Source organism: Capsulimonas corticalis (genome assembly GCF_003574315.2).
Lineage (GTDB): Bacteria > Armatimonadota > Armatimonadia > Armatimonadales > Capsulimonadaceae > Capsulimonas > Capsulimonas corticalis.
The window spans coordinates 1,063,555-1,086,904 of sequence record NZ_AP025739.1 but is presented as its reverse complement, the minus strand read 5'-3'; the positions used below and the strand labels follow the sequence as shown (position 1 = coordinate 1,086,904).

The 23,350-nt window shown below is 61.5% G+C and carries 20 protein-coding genes; 7 read left to right on the top strand and 13 right to left on the bottom strand.

Translation table 11 applies throughout. The features are described from left to right. Positions 1-219 precede the first annotated feature (219 nt). Both D5261_RS04645 and D5261_RS04640 read left to right on the top strand, forming a co-directional pair. Positions 220-837, top strand: coding sequence for a TetR/AcrR family transcriptional regulator (locus tag D5261_RS04645; RefSeq protein WP_119320910.1), 618 nt, complete (start codon positions 220-222; stop codon positions 835-837). Then, the gene (locus D5261_RS04640) at positions 834-2,360 is read left to right on the top strand and encodes an FAD-dependent monooxygenase (protein ID WP_119320909.1); all 1,527 of its coding nucleotides are present in this window, start codon (positions 834-836) and stop codon (positions 2,358-2,360) included. The genes D5261_RS04645 and D5261_RS04640 overlap by 4 nt, the downstream gene beginning before the upstream one ends. An 8-nt stretch (positions 2,361-2,368) precedes the next feature. Here D5261_RS04640 and D5261_RS04635 read toward each other — a convergent pair whose 3' ends face one another. From D5261_RS04635 to D5261_RS04605, 7 genes are all read right to left on the bottom strand, one after another. Further along, positions 2,369-3,265, bottom strand: coding sequence for an ROK family protein (locus D5261_RS04635; RefSeq protein WP_165864112.1), 897 nt, complete (start codon positions 3,263-3,265; stop codon positions 2,369-2,371). Next, a complete protein-coding gene (locus tag D5261_RS04630) occupies positions 3,262-4,275 on the bottom strand; it encodes an SIS domain-containing protein (RefSeq protein WP_119320907.1) in 1,014 nt (337 codons plus the stop codon). Before D5261_RS04630 ends, D5261_RS04635 begins: the two co-directional genes overlap by 4 nt. Before the next feature lie 9 nt (positions 4,276-4,284). Next, the gene (locus D5261_RS04625) at positions 4,285-6,534 is read right to left on the bottom strand and encodes a beta-galactosidase (RefSeq protein ID WP_119320906.1); all 2,250 of its coding nucleotides are present in this window, start codon (positions 6,532-6,534) and stop codon (positions 4,285-4,287) included. 88 nt (positions 6,535-6,622) lie between these two features. Then, positions 6,623-8,089: an ATP-binding protein gene (locus D5261_RS04620; protein ID WP_119320905.1), complete on the bottom strand. Its 1,467-nt coding sequence runs from the start codon at positions 8,087-8,089 to the stop codon at positions 6,623-6,625. Positions 8,090-8,198: 109 nt separating this feature from the next. Beyond that, the gene (gene ilvD, locus D5261_RS04615) at positions 8,199-9,884 is read right to left on the bottom strand and encodes a dihydroxy-acid dehydratase (RefSeq protein WP_119320904.1); all 1,686 of its coding nucleotides are present in this window, start codon (positions 9,882-9,884) and stop codon (positions 8,199-8,201) included. A 121-nt stretch (positions 9,885-10,005) separates the two neighbouring features. Beyond that, a complete protein-coding gene (locus D5261_RS04610; RefSeq protein WP_119320903.1) occupies positions 10,006-10,944 on the bottom strand; it encodes an MBL fold metallo-hydrolase in 939 nt (312 codons plus the stop codon). A 20-nt stretch (positions 10,945-10,964) separates the two neighbouring features. Beyond that, a complete protein-coding gene (locus D5261_RS04605) occupies positions 10,965-11,720 on the bottom strand; it encodes a DeoR/GlpR family DNA-binding transcription regulator (protein WP_119320902.1) in 756 nt (251 codons plus the stop codon). Between the two features lie 189 nt (positions 11,721-11,909). On the opposite strand from D5261_RS04605, the gene D5261_RS04600 reads away from it, so the two are divergent. The 3 genes from D5261_RS04600 to glpK are packed head-to-tail and all read left to right on the top strand — an operon-like array spanning position 11,910 to position 16,169. Then, positions 11,910-13,712 (top strand): glycerol-3-phosphate dehydrogenase/oxidase, encoded by a 1,803-nt coding sequence (locus D5261_RS04600; protein WP_119320901.1) that lies wholly within the window; start codon positions 11,910-11,912, stop codon positions 13,710-13,712. 49 nt (positions 13,713-13,761) lie between these two features. Beyond that, positions 13,762-14,607, top strand: coding sequence for an MIP family channel protein (locus D5261_RS04595; protein ID WP_218025561.1), 846 nt, complete (start codon positions 13,762-13,764; stop codon positions 14,605-14,607). A gap of 44 nt (positions 14,608-14,651) precedes the next feature. After that, the gene (glpK, locus tag D5261_RS04590; protein WP_119320899.1) at positions 14,652-16,169 is read left to right on the top strand and encodes a glycerol kinase GlpK; all 1,518 of its coding nucleotides are present in this window, start codon (positions 14,652-14,654) and stop codon (positions 16,167-16,169) included. Between the two features lie 42 nt (positions 16,170-16,211). On the opposite strand, the gene D5261_RS04585 is transcribed toward glpK, so the two are convergent. Beyond that, positions 16,212-16,592, bottom strand: coding sequence for a hypothetical protein (locus tag D5261_RS04585; RefSeq protein WP_119320898.1), 381 nt, complete (start codon positions 16,590-16,592; stop codon positions 16,212-16,214). A 28-nt stretch (positions 16,593-16,620) separates the two neighbouring features. Then, a complete protein-coding gene (locus D5261_RS04580) occupies positions 16,621-17,835 on the bottom strand; it encodes a type IV pilus twitching motility protein PilT (RefSeq protein WP_119320897.1) in 1,215 nt (404 codons plus the stop codon). A 176-nt stretch (positions 17,836-18,011) separates the two neighbouring features. Between D5261_RS04580 and D5261_RS04575 the strand changes: the two genes are divergently transcribed. Together D5261_RS04575 and D5261_RS04570 are read left to right on the top strand one after the other, a co-directional pair. Continuing rightward, positions 18,012-18,251: a type II toxin-antitoxin system Phd/YefM family antitoxin gene (locus D5261_RS04575; RefSeq protein WP_119320896.1), complete on the top strand. Its 240-nt coding sequence runs from the start codon at positions 18,012-18,014 to the stop codon at positions 18,249-18,251. Then, positions 18,248-18,658 carry a type II toxin-antitoxin system VapC family toxin gene (locus D5261_RS04570; protein WP_165864111.1) on the top strand — a complete coding sequence of 137 codons (411 nt, stop codon included), beginning with the start codon at positions 18,248-18,250 and terminating at the stop codon, positions 18,656-18,658. Before D5261_RS04575 ends, D5261_RS04570 begins: the two co-directional genes overlap by 4 nt. 12 nt (positions 18,659-18,670) lie before the next feature. Here the strand turns inward: D5261_RS04570 and D5261_RS04565 are convergent, their stop codons facing one another. The 4 genes from D5261_RS04565 to D5261_RS04550 all read right to left on the bottom strand — a co-directional run bounded on the left by D5261_RS04565 (position 18,671) and on the right by D5261_RS04550 (position 23,053). Further along, positions 18,671-19,852 (bottom strand): GntR family transcriptional regulator, encoded by a 1,182-nt coding sequence (locus tag D5261_RS04565; protein ID WP_119320894.1) that lies wholly within the window; start codon positions 19,850-19,852, stop codon positions 18,671-18,673. An 850-nt stretch (positions 19,853-20,702) separates the two neighbouring features. Further along, the gene (locus tag D5261_RS04560; protein ID WP_119320893.1) at positions 20,703-21,545 is read right to left on the bottom strand and encodes a DUF1559 family PulG-like putative transporter; all 843 of its coding nucleotides are present in this window, start codon (positions 21,543-21,545) and stop codon (positions 20,703-20,705) included. A gap of 365 nt (positions 21,546-21,910) precedes the next feature. Continuing rightward, the gene (locus tag D5261_RS04555) at positions 21,911-22,147 is read right to left on the bottom strand and encodes a hypothetical protein (protein ID WP_119320892.1); all 237 of its coding nucleotides are present in this window, start codon (positions 22,145-22,147) and stop codon (positions 21,911-21,913) included. Positions 22,148-22,237: 90 nt separating this feature from the next. Next, positions 22,238-23,053 carry a type II secretion system protein gene (locus D5261_RS04550; RefSeq protein ID WP_119320891.1) on the bottom strand — a complete coding sequence of 272 codons (816 nt, stop codon included), beginning with the start codon at positions 23,051-23,053 and terminating at the stop codon, positions 22,238-22,240. Positions 23,054-23,350 lie beyond the last annotated feature (297 nt).

Genomic DNA, 23,350 nt, shown 5'->3' with positions numbered 1-23,350 from the left:
AACCCACCCCCGGCCTTCGGCCAACCCCTCCCGCCGACGGGAAGGGTTTTTCAGAGCGTGTTATCACAGACGGCTTTCGTCAGAGGCAATCTTAATCACCCTTCCCGTCGGCGGGAGGGGTTGGCCGAAGGCCGGGGGTGGGTTTGTCAATATGCCCACCACTTGACGGCAGATTGTTTTTGCGATATAATTTGGACGATCGTACAAAGGATTGTGTGAATGACCAAACTTGCCGAGCGCCGCCGTCTTGATCCCGTCAAAACCCGCGAGACGATCTTGAACACCGCGATGGATCTGTTCGCGGAAAAGGGTTTCGACGGCGCCTCCGTCGCCGACATCGCCGCTGCGGCAGGGACGCCTAAGAGCCTGCTTCAGTATCACTTTGGCAGTAAAGAGGAGCTTTGGAAGGCGTGTTTTGAACACAAAGCGGTCCCGGTTTTTCAGCCGCTGGATCGTTTTTTGCAGGAGGGCGGCGCGGTGAACATGGCGGAGCTGATTACCGCGCGGTTTCGGGTGATGGAGGCGAACCCCAAAGTCGCCCGGATGATGGCGTGGGCGAGTCTGGGGGCGGCTCCGATCCCGGACTTCTTGACGGAGCGCCGCGCCCAATTGCTGGCGCGCGTGTCGCAGGACCGAGCGGGATTTCCGAAACTGCTGCTGGCGCTCGCGGCGATGGACGGCTGGTTTTTGTACCGGGATCTTTATCGGCGCGTGCTGGGCGATTCCGTGCAGGACGAAGACGTGGCGGAACGGTTTTTGCAGCTGCTGACGGCGGACTTATCGTCTCCCGCGACACACGGGATCGACGTGGAAGAAACGAAGGAGATCACATCATGAGCGATACCGAAGTTCTGATTGTGGGGGCGGGGCCGACGGGATTGGTTCTGGCCTTGTTTCTCACCCAGGCGGGGGTGAAGCCGCGGATCATCGAGAAGAATTCCGGCCCTGGGCAGGCGTCCCGCGCCATGGTCGTTCAGTCCCGCACCCTGGAGTTCTATCGCCAGCTCGGCTTCGCGGACGAAGTCGTGCGGCGGGGGATCCCGATGGACGCGGCCCATCTCTGGGAGGGCGGCCGCGAGATCACGCAGATCAAGCTGGGGGAGATCGGGCAGGGGCTCAGCCCATACCCCTTCGTCCTCAGTTTTCCTCAGGACGACCATGAGCGCCTGCTGGGCGAGCAGTTGACGGCGGCCGGCGTCGAGATCGAATGGGAGACCGAGCTGGTGGAGTTCCACGACACAGGCGACCAAGTTCGGGCGATTCTCCGGCGCGGCGGCGCCGAAGAAGAGTGCGTCGCCCGTTATCTCTGTGGATGCGACGGCGCGCACAGCGCCGTTCGTCAGGGATTGGGGGTAGGGTTTCCTGGGGGGACCTATGAACAGGTCTTTTATGTGGCCGATGTCGAAGCGCTCAGCGGCGGCGCGGACGGTCACGAGTTCAATTTCTGCCTTGGGGCGAACACGCTGGGGCTGGTGTTTCCCATCCGCAGTACGGGCATGAACCGTCTGATCGGCATTGTTCCAAGCACGCTGGCGGGCCGGACCGATTTGACCTTCGAGGACATTCGGCCCTCCGTCGAGGAACTTGTCGGGATCCGTGTGGGCGCGGTGAACTGGTTCTCCACCTATCACGTCCACCACCGCGTGGCGGAGCATTTCCGGGTGGGCCGCGCCTTCCTCGCCGGCGACGCCGGCCATATCCATAGCCCCGCCGGCGGCCAGGGCATGAACACGGGAATCGGCGACGCCGTTAACCTCGCCTGGAAACTCGCCGCCGTTCTTCAGAACCGCGCCGCCGAGTCTGTTCTGGGCGCCTACGAGCCTGAACGCATCGCCTTCGCCCGCTCGTTAGTCGCGACAACGGATCGGGTGTTCCAGCTCGGAGTCGGGCAGGGAGCGGGCAATCAAGTCCTGCGCGAATGGATCATCCCGCACCTCGCCCCGTTCCTGCTCGGCTTTTCCCGAATGCGGGAAGGCGCCTATCGCCTCGTTTCCCAGACGCGTTTGCACTACCCCGAGAGTCCCTTGAGTCACGGAAGCGCCGGCGACATCCACGGCGGCGACCGCCTGCCCTGGGTTCCCGGGAACAACGGCTCCGACAACTTCACGCCATTAAAATCCCTTGACTGGCAGGTCCACATCTACGGGGAAGCGACCCAAGCCCTGCGCGAAGCCGCCCAGAGCGCCAATCTTCCCCTGCATTCGTTCCCCTGGACTGACCACGCGGCGGACGCCGGGTTAAAGCAAGGCGCACTTTATCTCGTCCGGCCCGACGGCTATGTCGCCCTGGCGGACGCCCACCAGGACGCCAAGGCGCTGGGCGATTACATCGCGCGCTTCAGAATCACGACGCGCGCATAAGAGAGCCGTTACCCGGCGGTCAGGGCGGCCGCGCCGATGACGCCGGCGGATTCTTGAAGCTCGGAAATGCGCGTCACGGCCTGATAACCGGCGTAGGGCTGGATCGTGATTTGAAGGTCGTTCAGATAATGTCCGAGGCGATGGGAGACGCCGCCGCCGAGTACGATCACATCGGGCGCCAGCGTGCGCGCGAATATCTCCAGGCCGAGGCGAAGGTCGTCGAGATACTCCTTGACGGCTTGGGTGATCGGAGGGCTTTCCAGCGCGGCGGCGAATATCTCCGAGGAGCTTCGCGGGCGCAGCGCCGGCGGGATGCGTTCGAGCAGGCCCGATGACGACACAAGCGCCTCGAAGCATCCCTGGAGACCGCACCAGCACTCCGGGCCATCGGAGCGCAGCGGGAAATGCGCGCCCAGATGAGTCACCGGCGAGAGCTCTGGAAATTGTCCGTCGATCAGGAACGCAAAGCCGACCCCGGTGCCCAGCGTCAGCGCGAGAAGCCTCCGCGCGCCGGCGCCCGCGCCGTAACGCGATTCACCCAGGCCGGCGCAGCGGGCGTCGTTGTCCCAGAAGCATGGCAAGCCCAGGACCTCGGCGGCACGCGCGGGAAAGCCGTCCGCGTTCAGATAATCGAGATCGTCCCATACGTCAGAAATACGGCGGCGTTCCGTATCCACGAATCCTGGAACCGCGATGCCGACTCCGGAGGGGCGTACGCCGCGCGTCGCGGTTACTGTTGCGATCCCGCGCCGCAGACTGTCCAAAAACGCCGGGCCGTCTTTTTTGACGGTCGGCTCGACGGACAGGGCGTCCACCACGCCGCGATCCAGATCGACCAGGCCGATTTTCGTGCGCGTGCCGCCGACATCCACGCCAATGGCGTATCGCGGGTCCTGGTCGGTCATTTCACCACCCAGTTGAGATATCGCATATCGCCCGCGTTCAGCCCGCGAAGCCGCGCCGCGTGGTGCGCGCAGAGCTGGAGGGTGGGGGCGGCGGCGATAGGGCGGAACTCCGCCGGAAGACCTTCCAGCGGCAATGCGATAGTCGCGTCTTCTTCTCCCTCGGGCGACACCGTGATCAGGCGCGCGCCGCGCGCTTCCAGTTCCTGCCGCGCCGCGCGCGACTGTGCATCCGGCTCGAGATCGATCGCGATCGCCGTGAAGCCTGGTTCGACTTGCTCGATGGGGCCATGGCGGAATGCAGAATAACTGCTCACCGAGGCGCGGATACGCGCCGCCTCCTCGATCCAGAGCGCGCCGGCCCATGCGGTGGCGATTCCGGATCCGTGGGACAGCAAGGTCACGCCGTCCAGCCGATCCAGCGCCGGAAGCGCGCCGATTTGTCGATCCAGCTCCTCCTGCGTGGCTTCCATGTGATCGAACAGCTGCTCCAGGCGCTGGATCAAAGTGTCGTCGAACGTTTCATTCACCATGCGCGCGAGGATCAGACCGATCAGCGTGAGGGTGGAGTAGGCTTTCGTGCAGATAAAGCCGTCGAACGGCGAGGGGTTATGAATCACCAAATCGGCGGCTTCGGCCAGGGTGCTGCCGGGCGTCATCGTCACGGCGATCAGATCGCCGCCACGCGCGCGTATCCGCCGCGCATACTCGGCGATCTCTCCGCTTTCGCCGGATCGGGAGAGGATAATCGTGAGGGAGTCGGGGAATACGTCTCGTTCGAGCAGGTCCGCGGTTTCGCAGAGCTGAACGTTGGGATGCAGCGCTTGCAGCGCATAAGCCGGGGGCTGACAGGAGTAATACGCGCTGCCCATGCTGGTCAGCACCACCCGGTTAGCCTGGCGTATCCGATCTGCGGCACGCTCAAGATCGGGTTTCAGGGACCCGGAGCAGGCGCGCAGCGCCAGGCGAAGGGCGTCCGGCTGACCGTAGATGTCCTGAAGGAATGAATTCATAGATGGTCCTTATTCCTGAAGCGATTGGGGGAGACAGAGCGCCGCGCGCGCATCGCCTCCGGCGACACGAATCGAGAGCGTCACGCCGTCATGGGCGGAATGGAGGGACAGGGGCTCATCGGTCTCGAAATCCATGGCGCGCGATATCGAAAGTCCCGGGATATGGATTTCCATCCATGCCTCTTCCGGCTGCATATTTAAGGCGATCACCACGGCGTCGCCCCGATCGCCGACGAGCAGTTTGGCCTCCCACTGCCGTCCCGCGCGATTCATGATGGTCAGCGGCGGCTTCACGCCGGCGGCGCGGGCGGCCTCGGCGGCGAGCGCTGCGAGACCGGACGCGGCGAACTCATCCTCGACGATGGGGAGGCTGCCGAATAAAATCGCCTGTCCTTCTCCGCAGGCGTTCCACAGCGCCGCCGGCTCCTCAAGGCTGTTGACGGCCAGCACGCGCGCCCCCTCATACGGGCGCAGCGCGGCGGCGTATCGGTATCCGGCAAGATCGCTCGCCGGCGGCTTGCCCTGCGGCCAGTCGGCCCAGCGAAAGCGCGGCCGGCCCGTAATGCCGACATTCCAGGCCGCGCCAAAGTTCGTCACGGGCTGATCCGCCGAGGAGAAGACCGGTTCGACGCGCACTTCGCGTCCGCCGAAGAGTTCATCCAGGCCGTGTCCCGGCACGATGGCTTGCCCGTATCCCAGTGCGTCCTTGGCGGCGCACCAGAGCCCGCCGAACACGGTTCCCCCGCGCTTTGTCCAGTCCCGGATGGCGTCCGCGCATTCAGCGCCCATCAGATATTGGAAGGGAAGTCCCAATAGCTGGTAACGCTCCAGCGCTCCGTTTTGCACCTCGTCCTCCGACACGAAATCGACGGGGAAGCCCTGCGCTTTCCATAGGGCGTGCAGGCCGCGCTGCGCGTCCAGCACCAGCGTATCACTGCCTTCACCCTCGGCGACAATGCGAGATGCGGGACTATCCAGGATGGCGATTCTGGCGGGAGGCATCTGAAAACGGAGCAAGTTCTTGGCCGGATCCTGGAGCGCCCTGGCAATGCGTCCGGCGCGCAGCGCGCGGTCGGTGACCGCGCCGTCCCGCTCGGTGAACCCATGGCCGCCGACCTCCACGCCTCCCAGATGCGGGCGCCAGTTCCAGTAAAAGATAGCCTTCGCGCCCTGGCCCAGCACCTGCCATGTGAACCGGGCGATATCGGTCATGCGAACGGGCGGCCCCCAATTGGTGACGCCCCAGGCGTTCTGCCCGGCGCGCAGCTCCCAGATCCAGAATGGCCGGTCTTTGGCCGACGACCGGTGATAATCCTGAAGATAGTTGCCGCGCATATAATCGCCGGGAGCGTTGCTGGTGAACATGCTGGTCCCCACGACATCCATCGCCGCCGAGATGCTCCACAGATCCTGGCCGCCGCGCGCGGGATGGATCTCGTAACTCTGGTCGGAAACCGGAACCTGCGGAGCCGCCTTGCGGACGCAAGCGGCTTTGAACGCCAGATAATCCGTCATCATATCGCACTGGGCCTGTCGCCAGTCGAGCCATGGAACGTGACTCGAACGCATCCGCGCGCATTCAAGCATCGGACGCGCGCGCGGAGGCTCAATGCTTTCCCACTCTGGGTAAGCGCTTCGGTGCGCCAGATTGACCCCATCGAGCGTCTCATAACGGAGTCGCAGCCACTCACGATAATGGTCGATGGCCGCCGAATTATAGTCGAACAGAGTGTCGCAATAGCGATCGGAGTCGGGAACTTGCAGCCAGTGGAACCCGGATTCGACGCCGATGTTGCAGCCCATCAGGCCGGGATCATCGCCGTATCTCTCCAAAACCTTCTCGATCAGCCGCTGGACCAATCGACGCCCCGTCGGATGGGCGTAGCTGTGCGAGTCGCTTCGATATCCGCTGGCGGAGACAGCCAGCGCCTCGGGATAAGACCGGGCCACCCAGACGGGAGTAAGCTCCGCGAAGATCCATAGTCCAATCGAAAGCCCATATTCCCGGCAGAGATTTCGAACGGCGTCGACGCGCGTAAAGTCCCAAACATCGTCGCCGGTTTCGACCTCGTTCCACCCGCACTCTAGCACAAACGCATTGAATCCCGATTCCGCGATCCGCTCCATCTCACCGCGCATGAACTCCCGATAAACCGGCAGCGTCTGCGGCGGCGACTGGGTATGGAAGGCGGCGTGATGGCAAACGCCCACGGGGATACGGTCCGGCCATCGGAGGCGGCTTCGATCTATTTGCGTCAAGGAAGGCTCCTTACAGGGGGTGGGATTCTCTGGCCGGCGTGTGGATTATACCAGAAACCGCCGGACGGTTTCGGCGCAAGGAGAACCGCTAAACACGATACATCTGATCTAAATCAACCAGAATCAGCCGCCGTGGATTTTGCGCTGCGGCAATCTCGGTAAGATGCGGTGAAAACCCCAAGCGGGAAAATAAGAACCACCATGGCGCTTCGCTGAGCGTCAGGCCGGCGAGCGCCAGGTCGCTTTGCAGCGCGGCGTATTCGCGTACGTCCATGGGACTTTCCGTCCATTTGCAGGATCCGGCCACCGTCACTTGACCGCGTTCATTGGTCGCGACGACATCGATTTCACGGTCTCCCGCCCCCCACCATGTGCCGACATTCACAAATGAGAGATCGGTAAATTCTTCGGAATTCGAATTCTCCAAGATACGCCAAAGAAATTGACGGCTGGCGCGCTCAAAGCTGGGCCGTGAAATATATTCGCCGAGATTTGGCGAAATTGTCTGCTCCCAAACTCGTTCTCCCAAGCCGCGTGCGATCAAGCTCCGCGCGGGATCGACATATCGATACCAGAAATCCAGATAGTTATCGGCGATATAGTACAAAGATGTGCGTGAACGAGGCTGGGACATCTCGGTGATCGGGACTTCACGAATCAGCAGACCTTGCTCCTGAAGAGACGCGAGCTGCGGGGCGATGTCCTGCGCCGAGTTTTTCCCGATGGCGCGGGCGATGTCCGATGGCTTGCGCTGCCCTGTCGCCACCGCGCGCAGGATCGATCCATGGGTCACGTCGCGCCGTCGGTCCTCCAGCAGGAGCCAGTCAGGCTCTTCTGAGAGATAAGTATTGCGCCTTAATACCGTCGCGCGAAGATTGTCGGCGATATCTTGAGCGGGATCGAACTGTTCCAGATAAGAAGGCATTCCGCCAAGGATTGCATAGGCCGCCATTTTTTCCTGCGGAGAGTAGCGGGGAAAGAAGAGTGCGGCTTCGGCATAGTCCAGCGCCTCCAGCTTGAGCGCGCCGGTGCGGCGATTGTAGAGCGGGGCGCTGGCGTCGAGCACCTGTCGCTCCATAAAAGCGACATAAGAGCCCGCGAGGAAGATCTTGAGATTGGGGCGTCGCTTGTTAGCGTCCCACCAATGCTGGATCACGGTCAAGAGTCCCGGATCAACATCTGCGAGATAAGGAAGTTCATCAATGACAACGGCAATGGGAGATTGATTGCCTGTGTCTTCGCGCTGCGCGGCGTAATGGGAGAGAAAATCGAAGAAGACTGTCAGCGATTCGAATGACTGTCCAAGAAAGGCGTCTGGAAACGCCTCGCGCGCGGCGTCCGTCAGCGCTTCCAACTGGAGCGCCAGAGTACGCCGGGTTGCCCGGTAATAAAGCGAAGGCAAATTGGCGTCCTTCAGGGCTTGATCCAACAGCGCGCTTTTACCAACGCCCCGACGTCCGTAGACAATCAGCATCTCAGAGCGAGGCGAATTCAGTGCGTCCGCCAGTGATTTGCGCTCGCGGACGCGGTTATAAAAAGGGGAAGCATTCTCCATGGATTTAGTATAACAGAAATTAGTATAATTATGCTTATACTAATTTCTGTTATACTAAGTTTCGCAGTGAGAAGCAGGAGACCGTTCTCTGCTTCTCTTATTTCCGTGCTTACTTCCACACCGGGCGCGTGATCGCGCCTTCGGAGGAGCTGGAGACGGTGGCGGCGTATTTCGCCAGAACGCCGGTTTCGTAGCGGGGGGAGGGGGCGCTCCAGAGTTTGTGGCGGCGCTCCATCTCCTCGTCGGTGATGGCGACATTGAGGGTGTGGGCTTCGATGTCGAGGGTGATGATGTCGCCTTCCTCGATCAGCGCGATGGGGCCGCCGTGGGCGGCTTCGGGGGCGATGTGGCCGACGCAAAGGCCGCGGGTGGCGCCGGAGAAGCGGCCGTCGGTGATCAGGGTGACGTCGGCGCCAAGGCCCTGGCCCATGATGGCGGCGGTGACGCCGAGCATTTCGCGCATGCCGGGGCCGCCTTTGGGGCCTTCGTAGCGGATCACGACGACGTCGCCGGGCAGGATGCGCCGGTGGGTCACGGCGTCCATCGCGTCTTCCTCGCGGTTGAAGATTCGGGCGGGGCCGGTGTGCAGCATCCGTTCGTAGCCGGCGACTTTGATCACGGCGCCGTCGGGGGCGAGGTTGCCGTGCAGGATGATCAGGCCGCCGTTCTTCTTGAACGGCTGATCTGTGGTGTGCACGACCTGCTGGCCTTCGGTTTCGACGGCGAGGGCGGCTTCCTCGGCGATGGTCTTGCCGGAGGGCGTCAGGGCGTCGCCGTGGAACAGACCGCCTTCCAAAAGGTTCTTGGCGACCAGGCGCGTGCCGCCGGCGTTGTGCAGATCGACCGCGACGTATTTGCCGCCGGGAACGAGGTTCGTGATGATCGGCGTGTCGATGCTGATGTTGTTCAGATCGCCGATGGAGAGCGGGACGCCCGCCTCGCGCGCGATCGCCAGCAGGTGCAGAACGGCGTTGGTCGAGCCGCCGGTCGCGACGGCGCCCCGGAAGGCGTTTTCGAAGGAGTTGCGATTGAGAATGTCGCTCGGCTTGACGCCCGAATTTAAGAGCTTGACAATGGCGTGGCCGGCGAGCCGTCCGACATCATCGCGCTTGGGATCGACCGCCGGGACACCAGAGCTGCCCATCAGCGACAGTCCGAGAAACTCCATCACGATCGCCATGGTGTTCGCGGTGAACTGACCGCCGCACGCGCCCGCGCCGGGGCAGGCGTGGTTCTCCAGATCGAGCAAGTCTTCATCGCTCATCTTGCCGGCGGCGTTCGCGCCGACCGCTTCGAACACGTCCTGAACGGTCACGTCGCGGCCTTGAAACCGGCCGGGAGCGATGGAGCCGCCGTAGAGGATGATGCCGGGGACATCGAGGCGCGCGAGCGCCATGGCGGCGCCGGGGGCGGTCTTGTCGCAGCCGACGAGGCAAATGACCGCGTCGAACATATGCCCGCGCCCGACCAGTTCGATGGAGTCGGCGATGACTTCACGGCTGACGAGCGAGGTCTTCATGCCTTCGGTTCCCATGGTGACGCCGTCGCTGATCGCCACCGTGCAAAACTCCTGCGGCGTCGCGCCCGCCTCGCGGATTCCCTGCTTCACTTTTTCGGCGAGACGCCGCAAGTTTAAGTTGCACGGCATCGTCTCGATCCAGGTGTTGGCGACGCCGATGATCGGCTTGCGCAGGTCTTCGTCGGAGAACCCGGTCCCTTTGAGCATGGCGCGGGCCGGAGCGCGATCACGCCCGTCGGTGATGGTCCGGCTGCGGTGTTTGGGATCGAACGTCATGGATTTTCTCCTGCAAAATGGGAACAGCCTGCGGCGTCACGCGGCAGGCTGTGGATACTATCCAAATTATGGGGAGGGGCGCGCCGGTTTGTCAAGGCGCGCTCGCCGCTTACTCGCGATCTCAAGAGCGTTCATCGGGAGAAGGAGCGGCGCGCGGCCAGACAGGGGGCTGCCGGAGCAGGTCGCGGACGATGCGGCCGGGAGGGATGACGTAGATGGGGAATGTCAGCTCCAAGGACGCCGCTCCCTCCACGACAGTCGCCTCAATTTCTTCCGGCGAGTAACGCGAAGAGAAATGGTTGAGGACCAAAACCTCCGGCTGCACGTCCTTCGCCAATTGGAGTACGTCCGGCAGCACGCTGTGCTGATTACGCTTGGGCATCTGGCTGTGCCGTTTGCTCTGGGCAAGCACTCCGGAATCTTCTTCGCTGAGAAATGTCGCCTCATGAATGAGGATTTGGCTGCCGAGCCATGGATCGGGCGCCGTTCGCCCGATATCCCCGGCGTATGACAGCAGAATGTCCGTGTGGGATTCCATCAACGCGTCGGAGCCCTCCCGGCGCGCCAGCGCCGTAATCTCCGCCTGCGAGAGATCACGAAATTGCTCCCTCAGCTTTCGCTTCTCACGCAGCACCCGATAGCTGACGCTCTTGATCTGAGCGCTGTTCTGGATATGGTTGTTGGGCAGCGCTTCGATTCGCAGAGAATCGCCGATTGGGTACGACTGCCGCGGTTCGATAGGTGACCAGGTGATTTGGGGGCCGGAGCGGGGATCGAATTGCCGGCAGAACTCCCCAAAAGCCGGAAATGAGCCGGCGTCGCGCGGGTAGAAGATTTGCGGCTTACCGTCGTGAGCGTTGAGCTGCTGCAATTGAAGCAGGCCCGTCATATGGTCGCGATCGGCGTGCGTGACCGCGACCCAGTCGATCTTGCGGCTCTTCCCAAGCAGCCCCGCGCACACGCCGTCGCCGGCGTCCAGCAGCAGCCGAAACTCTTCGACGAAGATCCATGTGGAATAGAGCGCCGTGGAAAACGCGGTGATCGTGAGGGGATTGCTCATGGGGAGATGATACCCAGCGTTTACCCACGCAGGACCGTGATTCCCATCTCCTTGTAGGGCGCCAGCGCCTCCTCGCTGGTTTCGCTGTCCGTGACGAGATGCGTCAGAGCGGACACGGGGGCGAAGATGAAAGGAGCGATGGCGCCGATCTTGTCGCTGGCGCAGACGGCGACGACTTCGCGGGAGCCTTCGACCATCGCCGCTTTGACGGCGGCGTCTTCGTTGTCCAGGATGCAGAGGCCGACATCGGGATGCATGCCGCTCATGCCCATGATCGCAATGTCGGCGCGGAAGGCGCGGTAGGCGGCGACCGTGTGCGCGCCGTTCATGGATTGGAACTCCTTGAACAGGCGCCCGCCGACGCCGATGACTTCAAGATTCGGATGCTCGGCGAGGGTTTGCAGGACCGGGATGCTGCTGGTGATCACCGTGCCGCGCAGTTCGGCGGGCAGGCTCCTCGCGACCTGGAGGACCGTGGTGCCGCCGTCCATGATGATGACCTGCCCGTCATGAAACAGCGGAAGACAGGCGGCGGCGATGGCGGCCTTGGCGTCGATGGCTTCCTGCTCGCGCGCGTGGAACGCCAGCATGGTCGGCGTGCGCGGGATCGCGCCGCCGTAGACGCGCTGGAGCAGACCGGCCTCCGCCATCTCGTTCAGATCGCGCCGCACGGTGTCCTCGGAGGTATTGAGAGACGCGCTCAGCTCCGTCGCGATGACCTTCCCATTTTTGCGCAGGATCGCGAGGATGCGCTGCTGTCGTTCTTCTTTGAGCATGATTTGCCTGTTTTTGCGTTTCTTTGCGTGAAATATTAAAAATATTGCGTTTCTGTCATTGACTTTATGGGGTAACTCTATTATACTAGACTCAATCGGCAAACACAAGAAGCATGAAAAGGCGCCGCGCCTGGAACCGTAAGTTTTGTTGCCACTGATGCAATATTGTTCGTCAGAAAGTAGCGCGTGATGGATTTGTTTTCAGCGAAAGAGCGGTCCGCTGGGCTGGAGCGGATGGCGCGTGATGGGGTGGATGTGCTGGTGATCGGCGGCGGGATCACCGGGGTGTCGGTGGCGATGGACGCCGCCGCGCGCGGGTATCGCGTCGGCCTTGTGGACAAAGGGGACTTCGCCTCGGGGACCAGCAGCAAGTCCACGAAACTGGTGCATGGGGGCATTCGCTATCTGCCCCAGTTCGACTTTAGCCTGGTGCGCGAGGCGCTGATGGAGCGGGGGCTCCTTTTTCAAAACGCGCCCTGGATCGTCAATCCGCTGGGCTTTGTGCTTCCCCTTTACCAATGGAACAAGCGGCCGCTCGGCTCGCCGATCGTTCCGCCGTTTGGGATCGGGCTGGATTTGATCGTTCAGGCGGGGCTGCTGCTCTACGATCTTCTCGCGGGCAAGCTGTCGATCGAGCATCACCGCCGCCTTTCGCTGGCGCAGGCGCGCCTGGACGCCCCGGTACTGAAGACCGAGGGCATGAAGCACGCCTTTGTTTATTATGACGGGCAGACGGACGACACGCGGCTGACGGTGACGGTGCTGCGCACGGCCGTCGCCGAAGGCGCGCTCGCCGCGAACTATACGGAAGTGACGGGGTTTGAGATCGCGGACGACCGCATTCAAGGGGCCCGGCTGCGTGATGTCGTGACGGGCAAGGCGTACGCGGTGAAGGCGCGCCACATCGTCAACGCCGCCGGCGTCTTCGCGCAGCGGATCGAAGAATTGACGGGCCTGGAGTCTCAGCTTTCGGTCGAGCCGGCCAAGGGAGTCCATCTGATCTTCTCCCGCGACACGATCCCCATGAGCGAAAAGGCGATCGTGCTGCCGGAGACCGACGATGGGCGTCTGCTGTTCATCGTGCCCTGGGAGGAGCGAGTGATCGTCGGCACCACCGATACCGAGGGCGGCGACATCGATCATCCGATCACGACGGAAGAGGACGTGACGTATCTGCTCAATACCTGCAATCGCTACTTGAATATCACGCTGAAGCGTGAAGACATCCTGGCGACGTACTCGGGGTACCGGCCGCTGATCAAGAGCAAGAACGCCGACAAGGCGTCGTCGGCCAAGCTCTCGCGTAGCCATGCGGTGCTCGACGGGCCGGCGGGCATGGTCTCCATCGTCGGCGGAAAATTGACGACCTGGCGGCGCATGGCCGAGGATACCATGAACTACATCGCGAAGCGCGACGGCAAAGAGCCTTCCCTCGCGACCCGGAAGATGGCTCTGTCGGGAAGCGAGGGGTGGGCGACGGTCCGAAGCCGAATGGAAAGCGGCCAATTGGGCGTCGCGCCGGATGTCGCCCGTCACCTTGGCGCGTACTACGGCGTGAACTTGCAGCGCGTGCTGGCGATCGCGCATGAAGATGAGCGCTTTGGCGCGCGCATTGTGTCGGACCTGCCCTATCTCATGGCCGAGGTGGTGTACGCCTGCCGCTATGAGATGGCGGTAACCCTGGACGATATGCTGTCCCGCCGCACGCGCCTTGTTCTGGAGGGGCGCGGTCAGGGGCTGGATATCGCGAATGATGTGGCGAGGATTATGGCGAAGGAATTGGGATGGGATGACGCCGAGATCGCGCGGCAAGTCGCGGCCTATGAAAGCATCGTCCACGATCAGTATCAGGAACGGGCCGAACGTGATGGCTGCCGTCGTCCCGGCGATCCCGTTCTGGCGGATTCGGCGAAGAAGGATCGGGACGATTGGGCGAACGCGAAGGTGCGGACCGTTCAGAAGCCGGCGAAGGGCGCCGGAACGGCGGGATGACATTGGGACGCATTGGGCGGTAACGATGCGCCGTCAAAGGAGAGGGAGCATGAGACGTAATACGCTGACCGGAGAGCTCGTCGCGGAGTTCCTCGGCGCACTGGTTTTGATCGCGCTGGGCGAGGGCGTGGTCGCCTCCGTGGCGGCCGGCGGCAATAGCGACTTTTTGATGATCACGTTCGCCTGGGGATTCGCCGTCACGATGGGAGTGTATGTCGCCGGCGGCCTGAGCGGCGCGCACTTGAACCCGGCGGTCACCATTGCGCTCGCGGCGCGCGGCGACTTGCCCTGGCGCAAGGTCGCGCCATACATCGGCGCGCAGGTCGCCGGCGCGTTCTGCGGCGCGGGAATCGCCCTGCTCGATTACTACAAGCTTATCGACAAGCACGCGAGCGATCTCGTGGCGGCGGGCAAGTTTCCCGACTTCCAATCCGCTAAGAACAGCTTGGATGGAATCTTCTTCACGCATCCGAAGATCGACCTCGTCAGCGGCTTTATCGACCAGCTGATTGGAACCGCGCTTCTTTTGCTGCTGATCCGAGCCGTCACCGACACGCGCAACTCGTCTCCCCTCAGCAACCTCGGACCCGTGGTCGTCGGCCTGATCGTCGTCGTGATCGGGATGAGCTTTGGGACGATGGCCGGATACGCCATCAATCCCGCCCGCGATTTCGGCCCGCGTCTGCTGACGGCGGCCTTCGGCTGGGGCTCCGTCCCCTTCACGGAGGACGGCGGCTACTGGTGGGTTCCCATCGTCGCGCCGATCATCGGCGGCCTGATCGGAATTTACGCTTACGACTTCGGGATCCGGCGCTTTCTCATCGAAAAGGGCGAGCAGCGTGTTCCCGGAGAAGTCGTCGAAGCGGAGACCGTTCGGCAGAAATTGGCGTCGTAAGCAATGGCTGTGCGGGTCAGGCGATGTCAAGCAAGGAGAAACCAATGACGGAGAAGTACATTCTCGCGCTGGATCAGGGGACGACCAGTTCGCGGGCCATCATATTCGACCATGCCGGGCGCGCGCTTTGTCAGCGCAGCCAGGAGTTCCGGCAGATCTATCCCAAACCCGGATGGGTGGAGCATAACGCCGAGGACATTTGGAGCAGCCAGCTCAATGTCGGCGTCCAGGTCCTTCAGGACCAGGGATTGACGATGAGCGACATCGCCGCCGTCGGCATCACGAACCAGCGTGAGACGACCATTGTGTGGGACCGGCGCACCGGCGCGCCGATCCACAACGCGATCGTCTGGCAGGACCGGCGCACGGCGGGCTATTGCGATGAGCTGAAGCGCGCGGGCTGGGAGGAGAAGATTCGGGCGAAGACCGGCCTGGTGATCGACGCCTACTTCAGCGGCTCCAAGGTCAAGTGGCTGCTGGACAACGTTCCTGGCGCGCGCGAAAAGGCCGAGCGCGGCGAGCTGATGTTCGGGACCGTGGATACGTTTCTCGTCTGGCGTCTGAGCGCCGGCGCGGCGCACGTCACGGATTTTTCCAACGCCAGCCGGACCATGCTTTTCAATATCCATACGCTGGAGTGGGACGACGAGATCCTCACGGAGATGGGCATCCCGCGATCGATGCTGCCAGAGGTGCGCCAGAGCAGCGAGATCTACGCCGAGATCCAGGGGCGTCTGCGCGGCGCTAACGGGACGGCGCCCATCGCCGGGATCGCCGGGGACCAGCAGGCGGCGACGTTCGGGCAGGCGTGCTTCGATGTCGGGCAGGCCAAAAACACCTACGGCACGGGCTGTTTTCTGCTAATGAACACGGGAAATAAGCCGGTCGAAAGCAAGAACAATCTGCTGACGACGATCGGGTGGGGCTTGAACGGCAAGATCACATACTGCCTGGAGGGATCGGTGTTCGTCGCCGGCGCCGCCGTGCAGTATCTGCGCGACAGCTTGGGAATTGTAGGCGCCGCCGGCGAAACGGAAGCGCTCGCCGCCTCGGTCGCGAGCAGCGGCGGCGTGTACTTTGTTCCCGCCTTCGTCGGTCTCGGCGCGCCTTACTGGGACCAGTATGCGCGCGGCGCGATCATGGGCTTGACGCGCGGCAGCGGCCGGGCGGAGATCGTGCGCGCCACCTTGGAGGCGGTCGCCTATCAGTCGCGCGATCTGCTGGAGGCGATGACCGCCGACAGCGGCGTCACCCTGAGTGAACTGCGCGTGGACGGCGGCATGGTCGCCAATAACTTCCTGATGCAGTTCCAGTCCGATCTGCTTGGCGTCGCCGTCGAACGCCCCAGAGTCGCCGAAACCACCGCTCTCGGCGCGGCGTATCTGGCGGGGCTCGCCGTTGGCTACTGGAAAAACATCGACGAAATCAAGTCCAACTGGGCGCTCGACAAACGGTTCGATCCCGCGATGGACAAAGCGCATCGCGACAAAGCCTACGCCGGCTGGAAGCGCGCGGTGGAGCGCGTCCGCGCCTGGGAAGAGCCGGATGAGAGTTTCGGGTGATGAGACGGCGGCGGAGGCCGCCTTATGTGAACATTATGAACGCTACGCCGTCCCGGAAAACGTCCCCCCGACTCCGGTCAGACCTGACAGGAGCTGGCTGCTGACCAGCGACTGGCTGTCGGCGGTCAGCAGCGCCGAGTTTCCGCTGAAATCGGATGTGCTCGTCGACGCCGCCGTCGCGCTGGCGGCGGCGCTCGCCGTGTCGGACGCCGCCGCTGTCGAGCTTGTCAGTGTGGGGAGCACGGTGACGCCGCTGAGCGACTGCGAGTTCGCCGAGGCGAGCAGGTTTTGCAGGCTGGCGCTGGCCGAGCTTCCCGACAATGTCGAAAGGATCTGGCTCTGCTTGCTCGCATAAGCGACCGCGTTGCCGACAATCGGGTTTGTGGCGGCGAGGCTGCTGATAGTTGTGCTGATCGAAGTCATGGGGTCGTGGTTCCTAAAGTTTTTGAGGTTAGCGGCCGAAGGCGCGGTTTCCCTCAATCGGCTTGAGGTCGCCCAGGTCGTCGTCCGCCAAGGTCTGGATCGGCGCGCGCGGGGCGGGCGCCACATCCGTCAGGATCAGCCGGGGCGGCTCCGGCGCGGGGGCCGGCGCGTACGCCGGTTCGCTGGGAAGCGTGGGCAGCCGAAGCGTGGCGATCAGCGCGGGCGGCATGCCTTTGGAGATGGCGGCGGCCGGAGTGATCTGTCCGGAGAGCAGCAGCGCTTGCAGCGCCTGATCCAGAGTCTGCATGCCCAGATTGGTGTTTGTCTCAATAATTGACGGCAGCTGGAACGTCTTGCCCTCGCGGATCAAGTTCTTGACGGCGGCGGTGCTGGTCATAATCTCCAGCGCGGCGATGCGTCCGCCCCCGACCTTCGGCAGCAGGGTCTGCGCGATGACTCCCTGGATTGATTCGGCGAGCTGCGTGCGGATCTGCGCCTGCTGGTGGGGCGGGAAGACATCGATGATCCGGTCCACCGTCTGCGCGGCGCTGGAGGTATGCAGGGTGCCGAATACGAGATGCCCGGTCTCCGCCGCCGAGACGGCCAGGGAGATCGTCTCCAGATCGCGCATCTCGCCGACCAGGATGACATCCGGGTCTTCCCGCAGCGCGGCGCGCAGGGCGCTCGCGAATGTCTCCGTATGCACCTTCACTTCGCGCTGATTGACCAGGCACTTCTTGTGCTGATGCACGAACTCAATGGGATCCTCCACCGTGAGGATATGCGCGGCTCGCTCCTGGTTGATCATATCGACCATCGCGGCCAGCGTCGTCGATTTGCCTGACCCCGTCGGCCCCGTCACCAGCACCAATCCCTTTTCTTGACGCGCTAGCTCCCGCACCACCGGCGGCAATCCTAAATCCTCGACGCTTTTGATCTCCGCCGGGATCACGCGAAAGACCGCGCTCTCGCCGCGCCGTCCGACAAAGAAGTTCGCCCGAAACCGCGCCACGCCGGGAATTTCGATGCTGAAGTCCAGATCGCGCTTTTCCTCAAATTTGTTCTGCTGCTCGCCGGTAAGAATGCTCAGCAGCATGGCGCGCAGAACATCGCGCGTCATATCCGGGTACGGCAGCCGCTCCATCTCGCCATGGAGACGAAACGCCGGCGGCGCGCCGACGGTGAGGTGCAGATCGGACGCCTTATGCGCGACCGTCGTTTTCAAAAGTTCTTCGAGGTCCATATTCTCTCGCGGATCCCTTCGCATCGAAAGACAGATATCTTGATATCGGCGGCGCGGCTAAAAAAGAACACTAGGAGAATTGCTGGGTTTTGGCTTCGAGCTACTTGCTATCCTGTTTATTAAGATTCTGTCCAGAAAGGGTATAATATTTCCAAGATGGAAACTAGGAGGACGCTATGACAATAGGTACATTTGAAGCAAAACAAAACTTTTCGAGTTTGATGCAGCGAGTCGCTGGAGGCGAGATAGTAACCATCACGAAGCGTGGTGTTCCCGTGGCGCGAATTATGCCGGTCGCCGCCGATGCTCCTCTCACGGCGGAAGAGGCGGTCCAGAGAATGCTGGACTTTCCCAAGGCCACACTGGGAGCTGGATTGTCGATTAAGCAATTGATCGAAGAAGGAAGACGCTTTTGAGCCAATTTGTCGTGGATGCTTCCGTCGCGTTGGGCTGGGCGTTTGCAGATGAAGAGACGGCATACACTCGAAGTATTCTTACCCGTCTGGTCGGAGAGACAGCCGTCGTCCCTTCTTTGTGGCCGGTCGAGATGACGAATGCATTGCTGATGGGACAGCGCCGTTTAAGATTGACGCCCTCAATGGTTCAGGTCTTTGTTGCGAACCTCAATTCGCTGCCTATTATTATCGACGCAGAGACGGGTATTCGTGCGCTCACAGATACTCGCTCCATCGCCGAAAAACATGGTCTCACGGCATACGACGCTTGTTACTTAGAGCTTTCGCTGCGTCTTGCTCTGCCGCTTGCAACGCTTGACCAGCAGTTGAAAATGGCTGCGAATTCCGAAGGCGTCATTTTGATATAGGACACTATTCTTTTATACACGTTCGCTGCTGGCGCGGATGATGAGCTGGGCGGGGAGTTCGATGGCGGCGGGGGCGGCGCTGGGGTCTTTGATGCGGCGCAGGAGGAGATCGACGGCGCTTTTGCCGATTTCTTCGTAGGGCTGGGCCATGGTGGTGAGGCCGAGGCCGTTGGGAAGGAGCTGGGCGATGTCGTCGAAACCGGTGAGGGCGACGTGCTGGGGGATGGAAAGGCCGGCGGTCTGGAGGCGTTCGGCCAGCGCCTGGGCGGCGTAGTCGTTCACGCAGACGGCGGCAGTGGGGCGCTGGTCTTCCGGAAGACCGAAGATGGTGTTGATGACCATTCCATCGGCGCCGCTGCTGTCCGAGGGGATCGGCAGGATCATCTCCGGGATGCCGGCGGCGCGCACGGCGTCGATGTAACCCTGAATTCGCTCCTGAACCGGATGGATCGGCTCGATCTTCGTCACATAGGCGATTCGGCGGTGACCCTGTTCGATTAGATGCATCGTCGCGTCGAACGTCGCCTGGTGGTTGTCGACGCCGACAAAGTCCGCCGCCACGCCGTTGATCGTGCGGTCGAGCATCACGAGCGGCAGCCGGCGGCTGGCTTCATAGATCAGCTCGCGGTTACTGCGGTAGGCGTATGGGTAGAAGATCACGCCGCCGAAGCCCTGCTCCATCGCGTAGCGCAGGTGCGCGGCTTCGCGCGCCGCGTTCTCTTCCTCGGCCCCGATCGCGCCCCCAAGATCCAAAAAGACGGTGTGGTAACCGGCCTGTCCAAGCGCCTGGTTGATGCCCCAGAAGATCCGCTGCTGCGCCGTGCCGCCGCGCTCCAGCGGGCCGCCGCCGTGCCACATGATCAGCGCGACGAACTGGGAGGAGGCGATTCCGGACGGCGAGAGCTTTCCGTCGTCGCCCCCCGGCGAGATCGCGCTGATATCCGCGACCACGGGCCGGCAGTTCGGCTGTCGGGAGATCAGGCCATCGCGCACGAGCTCGTCGATCGCGGCGCGCACGACGCGGCGCTGCACGTGCATGTCTTCCGCGAGCACGCGCTCGGTGGGGAGCCAATCGCCGGCGCCATAGAAGCCCGATTCGATCCGTTCGCGCAGAATGCTCGTGACCCGGCGGGACGCGCGGATGGGGGAAGCGGGCGCAGGCGGTGTCGTGTTTTGTGGCGCTTTGATAGTCATAAGATCAGATTGCCGCCGGCGCGCTCGCGAAGCTGGCGCCGGTGTGTTCTTCTATTGTACCACCAATACGTTCTTGTTGAACTTGAGGCGGCGAACGCGGAATTGAGAAGGCGTGTCTGCAATTGCGCGTGATTTCCAGGCCCCCGCAATCTCGATCCTGGCGCCAGATTTGTGTCTTGTGCGGGAAAATGGACTCCGGATTGTGTCGCCATGGATGAGCCGCCGATCCGCCTTGACTGCGTCGCGCGCCAGGAAAGAGAAGAAGCCAAAAGCGCTGGACCAGGGAACTAATCAGGCGTCCGCGAGCGTTCCATAAGTATCTCAACACAGAAGGAGGAACATACAATTTGACAAACGATCGTATACAGGGCGGTGGCGAAGTCTAAGCCTTTTTAGCCTTCGGGTGGATTCTCTCCTTCGGGCGACAGTTGTCCGTGGGTCATGAATGGCTCTCTTCGCCATCCGCCCAAACCAAAATCTGTCACGAACGAGCTTCGGCTCAATCAACAAACAGTGAAACAGCGAGGTGTTCCGCGAACCGCCGTGAGGCGTAGCGCGTACAGCCTCGCTGTTTTTTCGTGTCCAGCCGCTTGATCCAAGAGACGGAAGCTTTATTCTTCCCGATCCAACTGTGTGTTTGCAAACGGCGCCAAGCCGAAATGCATCAAAATTTGGTGCTGTGTAGTGGAGCCAAATGTCCGCGTCTGAATTGACCGGATTTGGCGCAGGTAAAGAAATCGATAAACACAAAAGGCAGTGAGGCTGTACGTAGCCTCACTGCCTTTTGTGTGTTTACGCAGCCGCTTTCAGCGATATACTTCGCCCATGCGCGAGCATGAACAATCGCTGACTAGATGGCGCTATAAGTAATGTCAAACGGCGCGCCGGTGATGCTGCTGTTGCCCGTGAAGCCGGTGCCGGCGGCGCTGCCTGTTGTGATGTTGCCCGTTCCCGCCACGGTGGTCTGATCATTGGTGGATTGAAGCGCGTTATATCCAATGGATACGCGCGTCGGCCGGATGTATTTGACATGGCCGTCCGAGAGAAGCCAGTTCGCCGCATCGGTATGACGACCTATTTGGCCTCCGCCGGTCTGTCCGCCCGCAAATCCGTAAGCCAAATTCGTGTTGGCCGGGGATTCAATGTTCTGCACCGGTGCTCCTGGCGTGCCAGGGTTGTTGCCATTCCAGGCCAATCCGTTGATAGCGGGGCTATACCATTCGTCCGGCACCGTTCCGGGAACCGGGATAGAGTTGCTGTACTGCGTTGTCTCAGCAAGAAGGATCGTGCTTGTCGGCGCGCTTAAGCCCGCGAGGGTCATTGAGGATTTGCGAGTTCCATCGCCACCCCCGGTGAGATTCTGATTGATGCCATAGCTTTCGATGCCGCCGCTGTTGGAGTCATCGGGGCAATGATAGAGACCAGCGCTCTTTGTGTAAGGGAAGATGTTCGTCGCCCATCCTGCTCCCGAATGCCCCTGGTTGCCGGCGGGGAAAGTTTCGTCGTTGTCCTGTACATACTGCATAATGCCAAGTCCGAGCTGTCGCTCGTTGGAGGCGCAGGAGATCTGGCGGGCCTTTTCGCGGGCCTTGGCGAAGACGGGGAAAAGAATTGCGGCGAGAATCGCGATGATAGCGATAACAACGAGCAGTTCGATCAAAGTAAAGCCTGACTGTAAGGATTTCTTTTTCATCGTGAATACGGTCCTTTCGGTAGTAACTTCGCGTGTCGATAATAAATGAGCGCGCGGCAGTTCAGAATGGGTCCATTGAATAATTTCGGTCCCAAAGTGGTATAGACAGTCTAACATATAATGGTCCCGGAGTCAAGAGGTGTTTTGGCGCCAATTTATCAAAGCTGCGAATCTTCGAAGATACTGTCGCGCTTCGCCTGAAAATTTCATCGCCTCACGGGGTTTACCATCTCTGGGCTTAGGTCTCATTCAAAAATAGCCGCTTCGACTTTGATGGCGATTTGAGAGGAACGAGGCGGTGAAAATCGAAGCGGTTATTTTGGCGTAAAATCCTATAAATACTTTGCTGAGACGCTAACAATGAGTTATGGCTTGGTTTCGCCGACAACCGTCCCCGGAGGCATATCCCCCATTGCGGCGGGCCGGTTTTGCGACTGGCTCATCTCCCGCATGTGCGCCGCGTAATCGACCTTCTGGTACGGAATTGGGGCTTGCGCGGCGGGATCGCTCCCCTTGAGGAAATAAAGGACGAGACCGACCAGCACCCCGACCGCTAACACGCCAATCCCCGTCAGCGCTTTCGATGAGAGCTTTGCATTCAAATTCGTACTGTCCTTTCGCCGAAAGCGGCGACTCGCGGCGCCGCATCCCGTCGATGCGGCGCCTTTCTCTTTCAGCCTACTTGTTTCAGCCTACTTGTCGCGCGGGTAGGTCCACCAGCGGCCCCAGAACTCCTGAAGCTTGGACGCCTGCGTGCCCGCGCCGTTAGGAGCATTCACGCCGGGAGAGACATATTTGCCCTCACAGGCGCCGTAGGATACATCCCCGCCGATGTACTGGGAGATGTTGACGGCCTTGGCGTGCGCGTCCGCGTAGAGTACGGGCAGGTAGCCTCGGTGGTAGTCCTTGGTTCCCTGATAAAGATGGTCGTAGTCCCAGTGGCCGGGGTTCTTGTAATCGTTGACATCCGGGCAGGATGCGCGCGCCCCATCAACCCAGTGCATATCATAAAGATGGCCGGCGAACGTCGGGGCTGTCGGGTCGCCGTTGGTCAAGAACGCCGCGCGCGTGGACGGGCTCACCAGCTGATCCGGGAAGACCGTCCCGCCGGGACCATTCGCGTCCGAGGTGTAGCCCCAGCGATTGGCCGCCAGGGTGGTGCTCCATCCCCACTGGCCGCCTGGGTCGATCTGGACGTAAGGAACGGTGCGCTGGACGTCGAAGCAAACGCTGGTCGATTTCAGATAGGGCTGCAGCAGGATGCCCCAGGCAAAGAACGACGGTCCGGACCACTGCTGGAAGGGGACGCTGGCGCCGTCGTAATCCTGCTGGTACTGCGCCGTCGCCAGTCCCAGTTGTTTGAGGTTGGAAAGCGTCGCGATTTCTCGGGCCTTGCTCCGCGCCGAGGCGAAGACAGGGAAGAGAATCGATGCAAGAATCGCAATAATAGCGATAACAACGAGCAGCTCAATGAGAGTAAAGCCTGATTGGACGGATGTCTTCTTCATTGTGAATACGGTCCTTTCGATAATGACCTCAACATATCGATGATGTATTGCCGAACGAAAGTGGGGTGGTACAATTTCATATGTATTTGGTACCAATCGCCATCGACTTAGTTTAGCATATACTGGTACCATTGTCAAGAAGATATTTGGATCCGCGTAAAAACTTTCACATAACACTCAAGATTTTTGGAAAAGATGGGAAAGGACTGTGGCTAGTAAGCGAAAATGAGCGAGCAAGGCAGGCGAGCTTTGGTCCATAGGATTGTACTGAGTGACCTCAATTGGGAACCATTCTGC

Coding starts and splice junctions, on each gene's coding strand:
- D5261_RS04580 (WP_119320897.1), bottom strand. CDS start 17,835: ATGGACCTCGAAGAACTTTTGAAAACGACGGTCGCGCATAAGGCGTCC.
- D5261_RS04600 (WP_119320901.1), top strand. CDS start 11,910: ATGGATTTGTTTTCAGCGAAAGAGCGGTCCGCTGGGCTGGAGCGGATG.
- glpK (WP_119320899.1), top strand. CDS start 14,652: ATGACGGAGAAGTACATTCTCGCGCTGGATCAGGGGACGACCAGTTCG.
- D5261_RS04630 (WP_119320907.1), bottom strand. CDS start 4,275: ATGAATTCATTCCTTCAGGACATCTACGGTCAGCCGGACGCCCTTCGC.
- D5261_RS04610 (WP_119320903.1), bottom strand. CDS start 10,944: ATGAGCAATCCCCTCACGATCACCGCGTTTTCCACGGCGCTCTATTCC.
- ilvD (WP_119320904.1), bottom strand. CDS start 9,884: ATGACGTTCGATCCCAAACACCGCAGCCGGACCATCACCGACGGGCGT.
- D5261_RS04635 (WP_165864112.1), bottom strand. CDS start 3,265: ATGACCGACCAGGACCCGCGATACGCCATTGGCGTGGATGTCGGCGGC.
- D5261_RS04550 (WP_119320891.1), bottom strand. CDS start 23,053: ATGAAGAAGACATCCGTCCAATCAGGCTTTACTCTCATTGAGCTGCTC.
- D5261_RS04620 (WP_119320905.1), bottom strand. CDS start 8,089: ATGGAGAATGCTTCCCCTTTTTATAACCGCGTCCGCGAGCGCAAATCA.
- D5261_RS04585 (WP_119320898.1), bottom strand. CDS start 16,592: ATGACTTCGATCAGCACAACTATCAGCAGCCTCGCCGCCACAAACCCG.
- D5261_RS04560 (WP_119320893.1), bottom strand. CDS start 21,545: ATGAAAAAGAAATCCTTACAGTCAGGCTTTACTTTGATCGAACTGCTC.
- D5261_RS04605 (WP_119320902.1), bottom strand. CDS start 11,720: ATGCTCAAAGAAGAACGACAGCAGCGCATCCTCGCGATCCTGCGCAAA.
- D5261_RS04645 (WP_119320910.1), top strand. CDS start 220: ATGACCAAACTTGCCGAGCGCCGCCGTCTTGATCCCGTCAAAACCCGC.
- D5261_RS04565 (WP_119320894.1), bottom strand. CDS start 19,852: ATGACTATCAAAGCGCCACAAAACACGACACCGCCTGCGCCCGCTTCC.
- D5261_RS04640 (WP_119320909.1), top strand. CDS start 834: ATGAGCGATACCGAAGTTCTGATTGTGGGGGCGGGGCCGACGGGATTG.
- D5261_RS04575 (WP_119320896.1), top strand. CDS start 18,012: ATGACAATAGGTACATTTGAAGCAAAACAAAACTTTTCGAGTTTGATG.
- D5261_RS04595 (WP_218025561.1), top strand. CDS start 13,762: ATGAGACGTAATACGCTGACCGGAGAGCTCGTCGCGGAGTTCCTCGGC.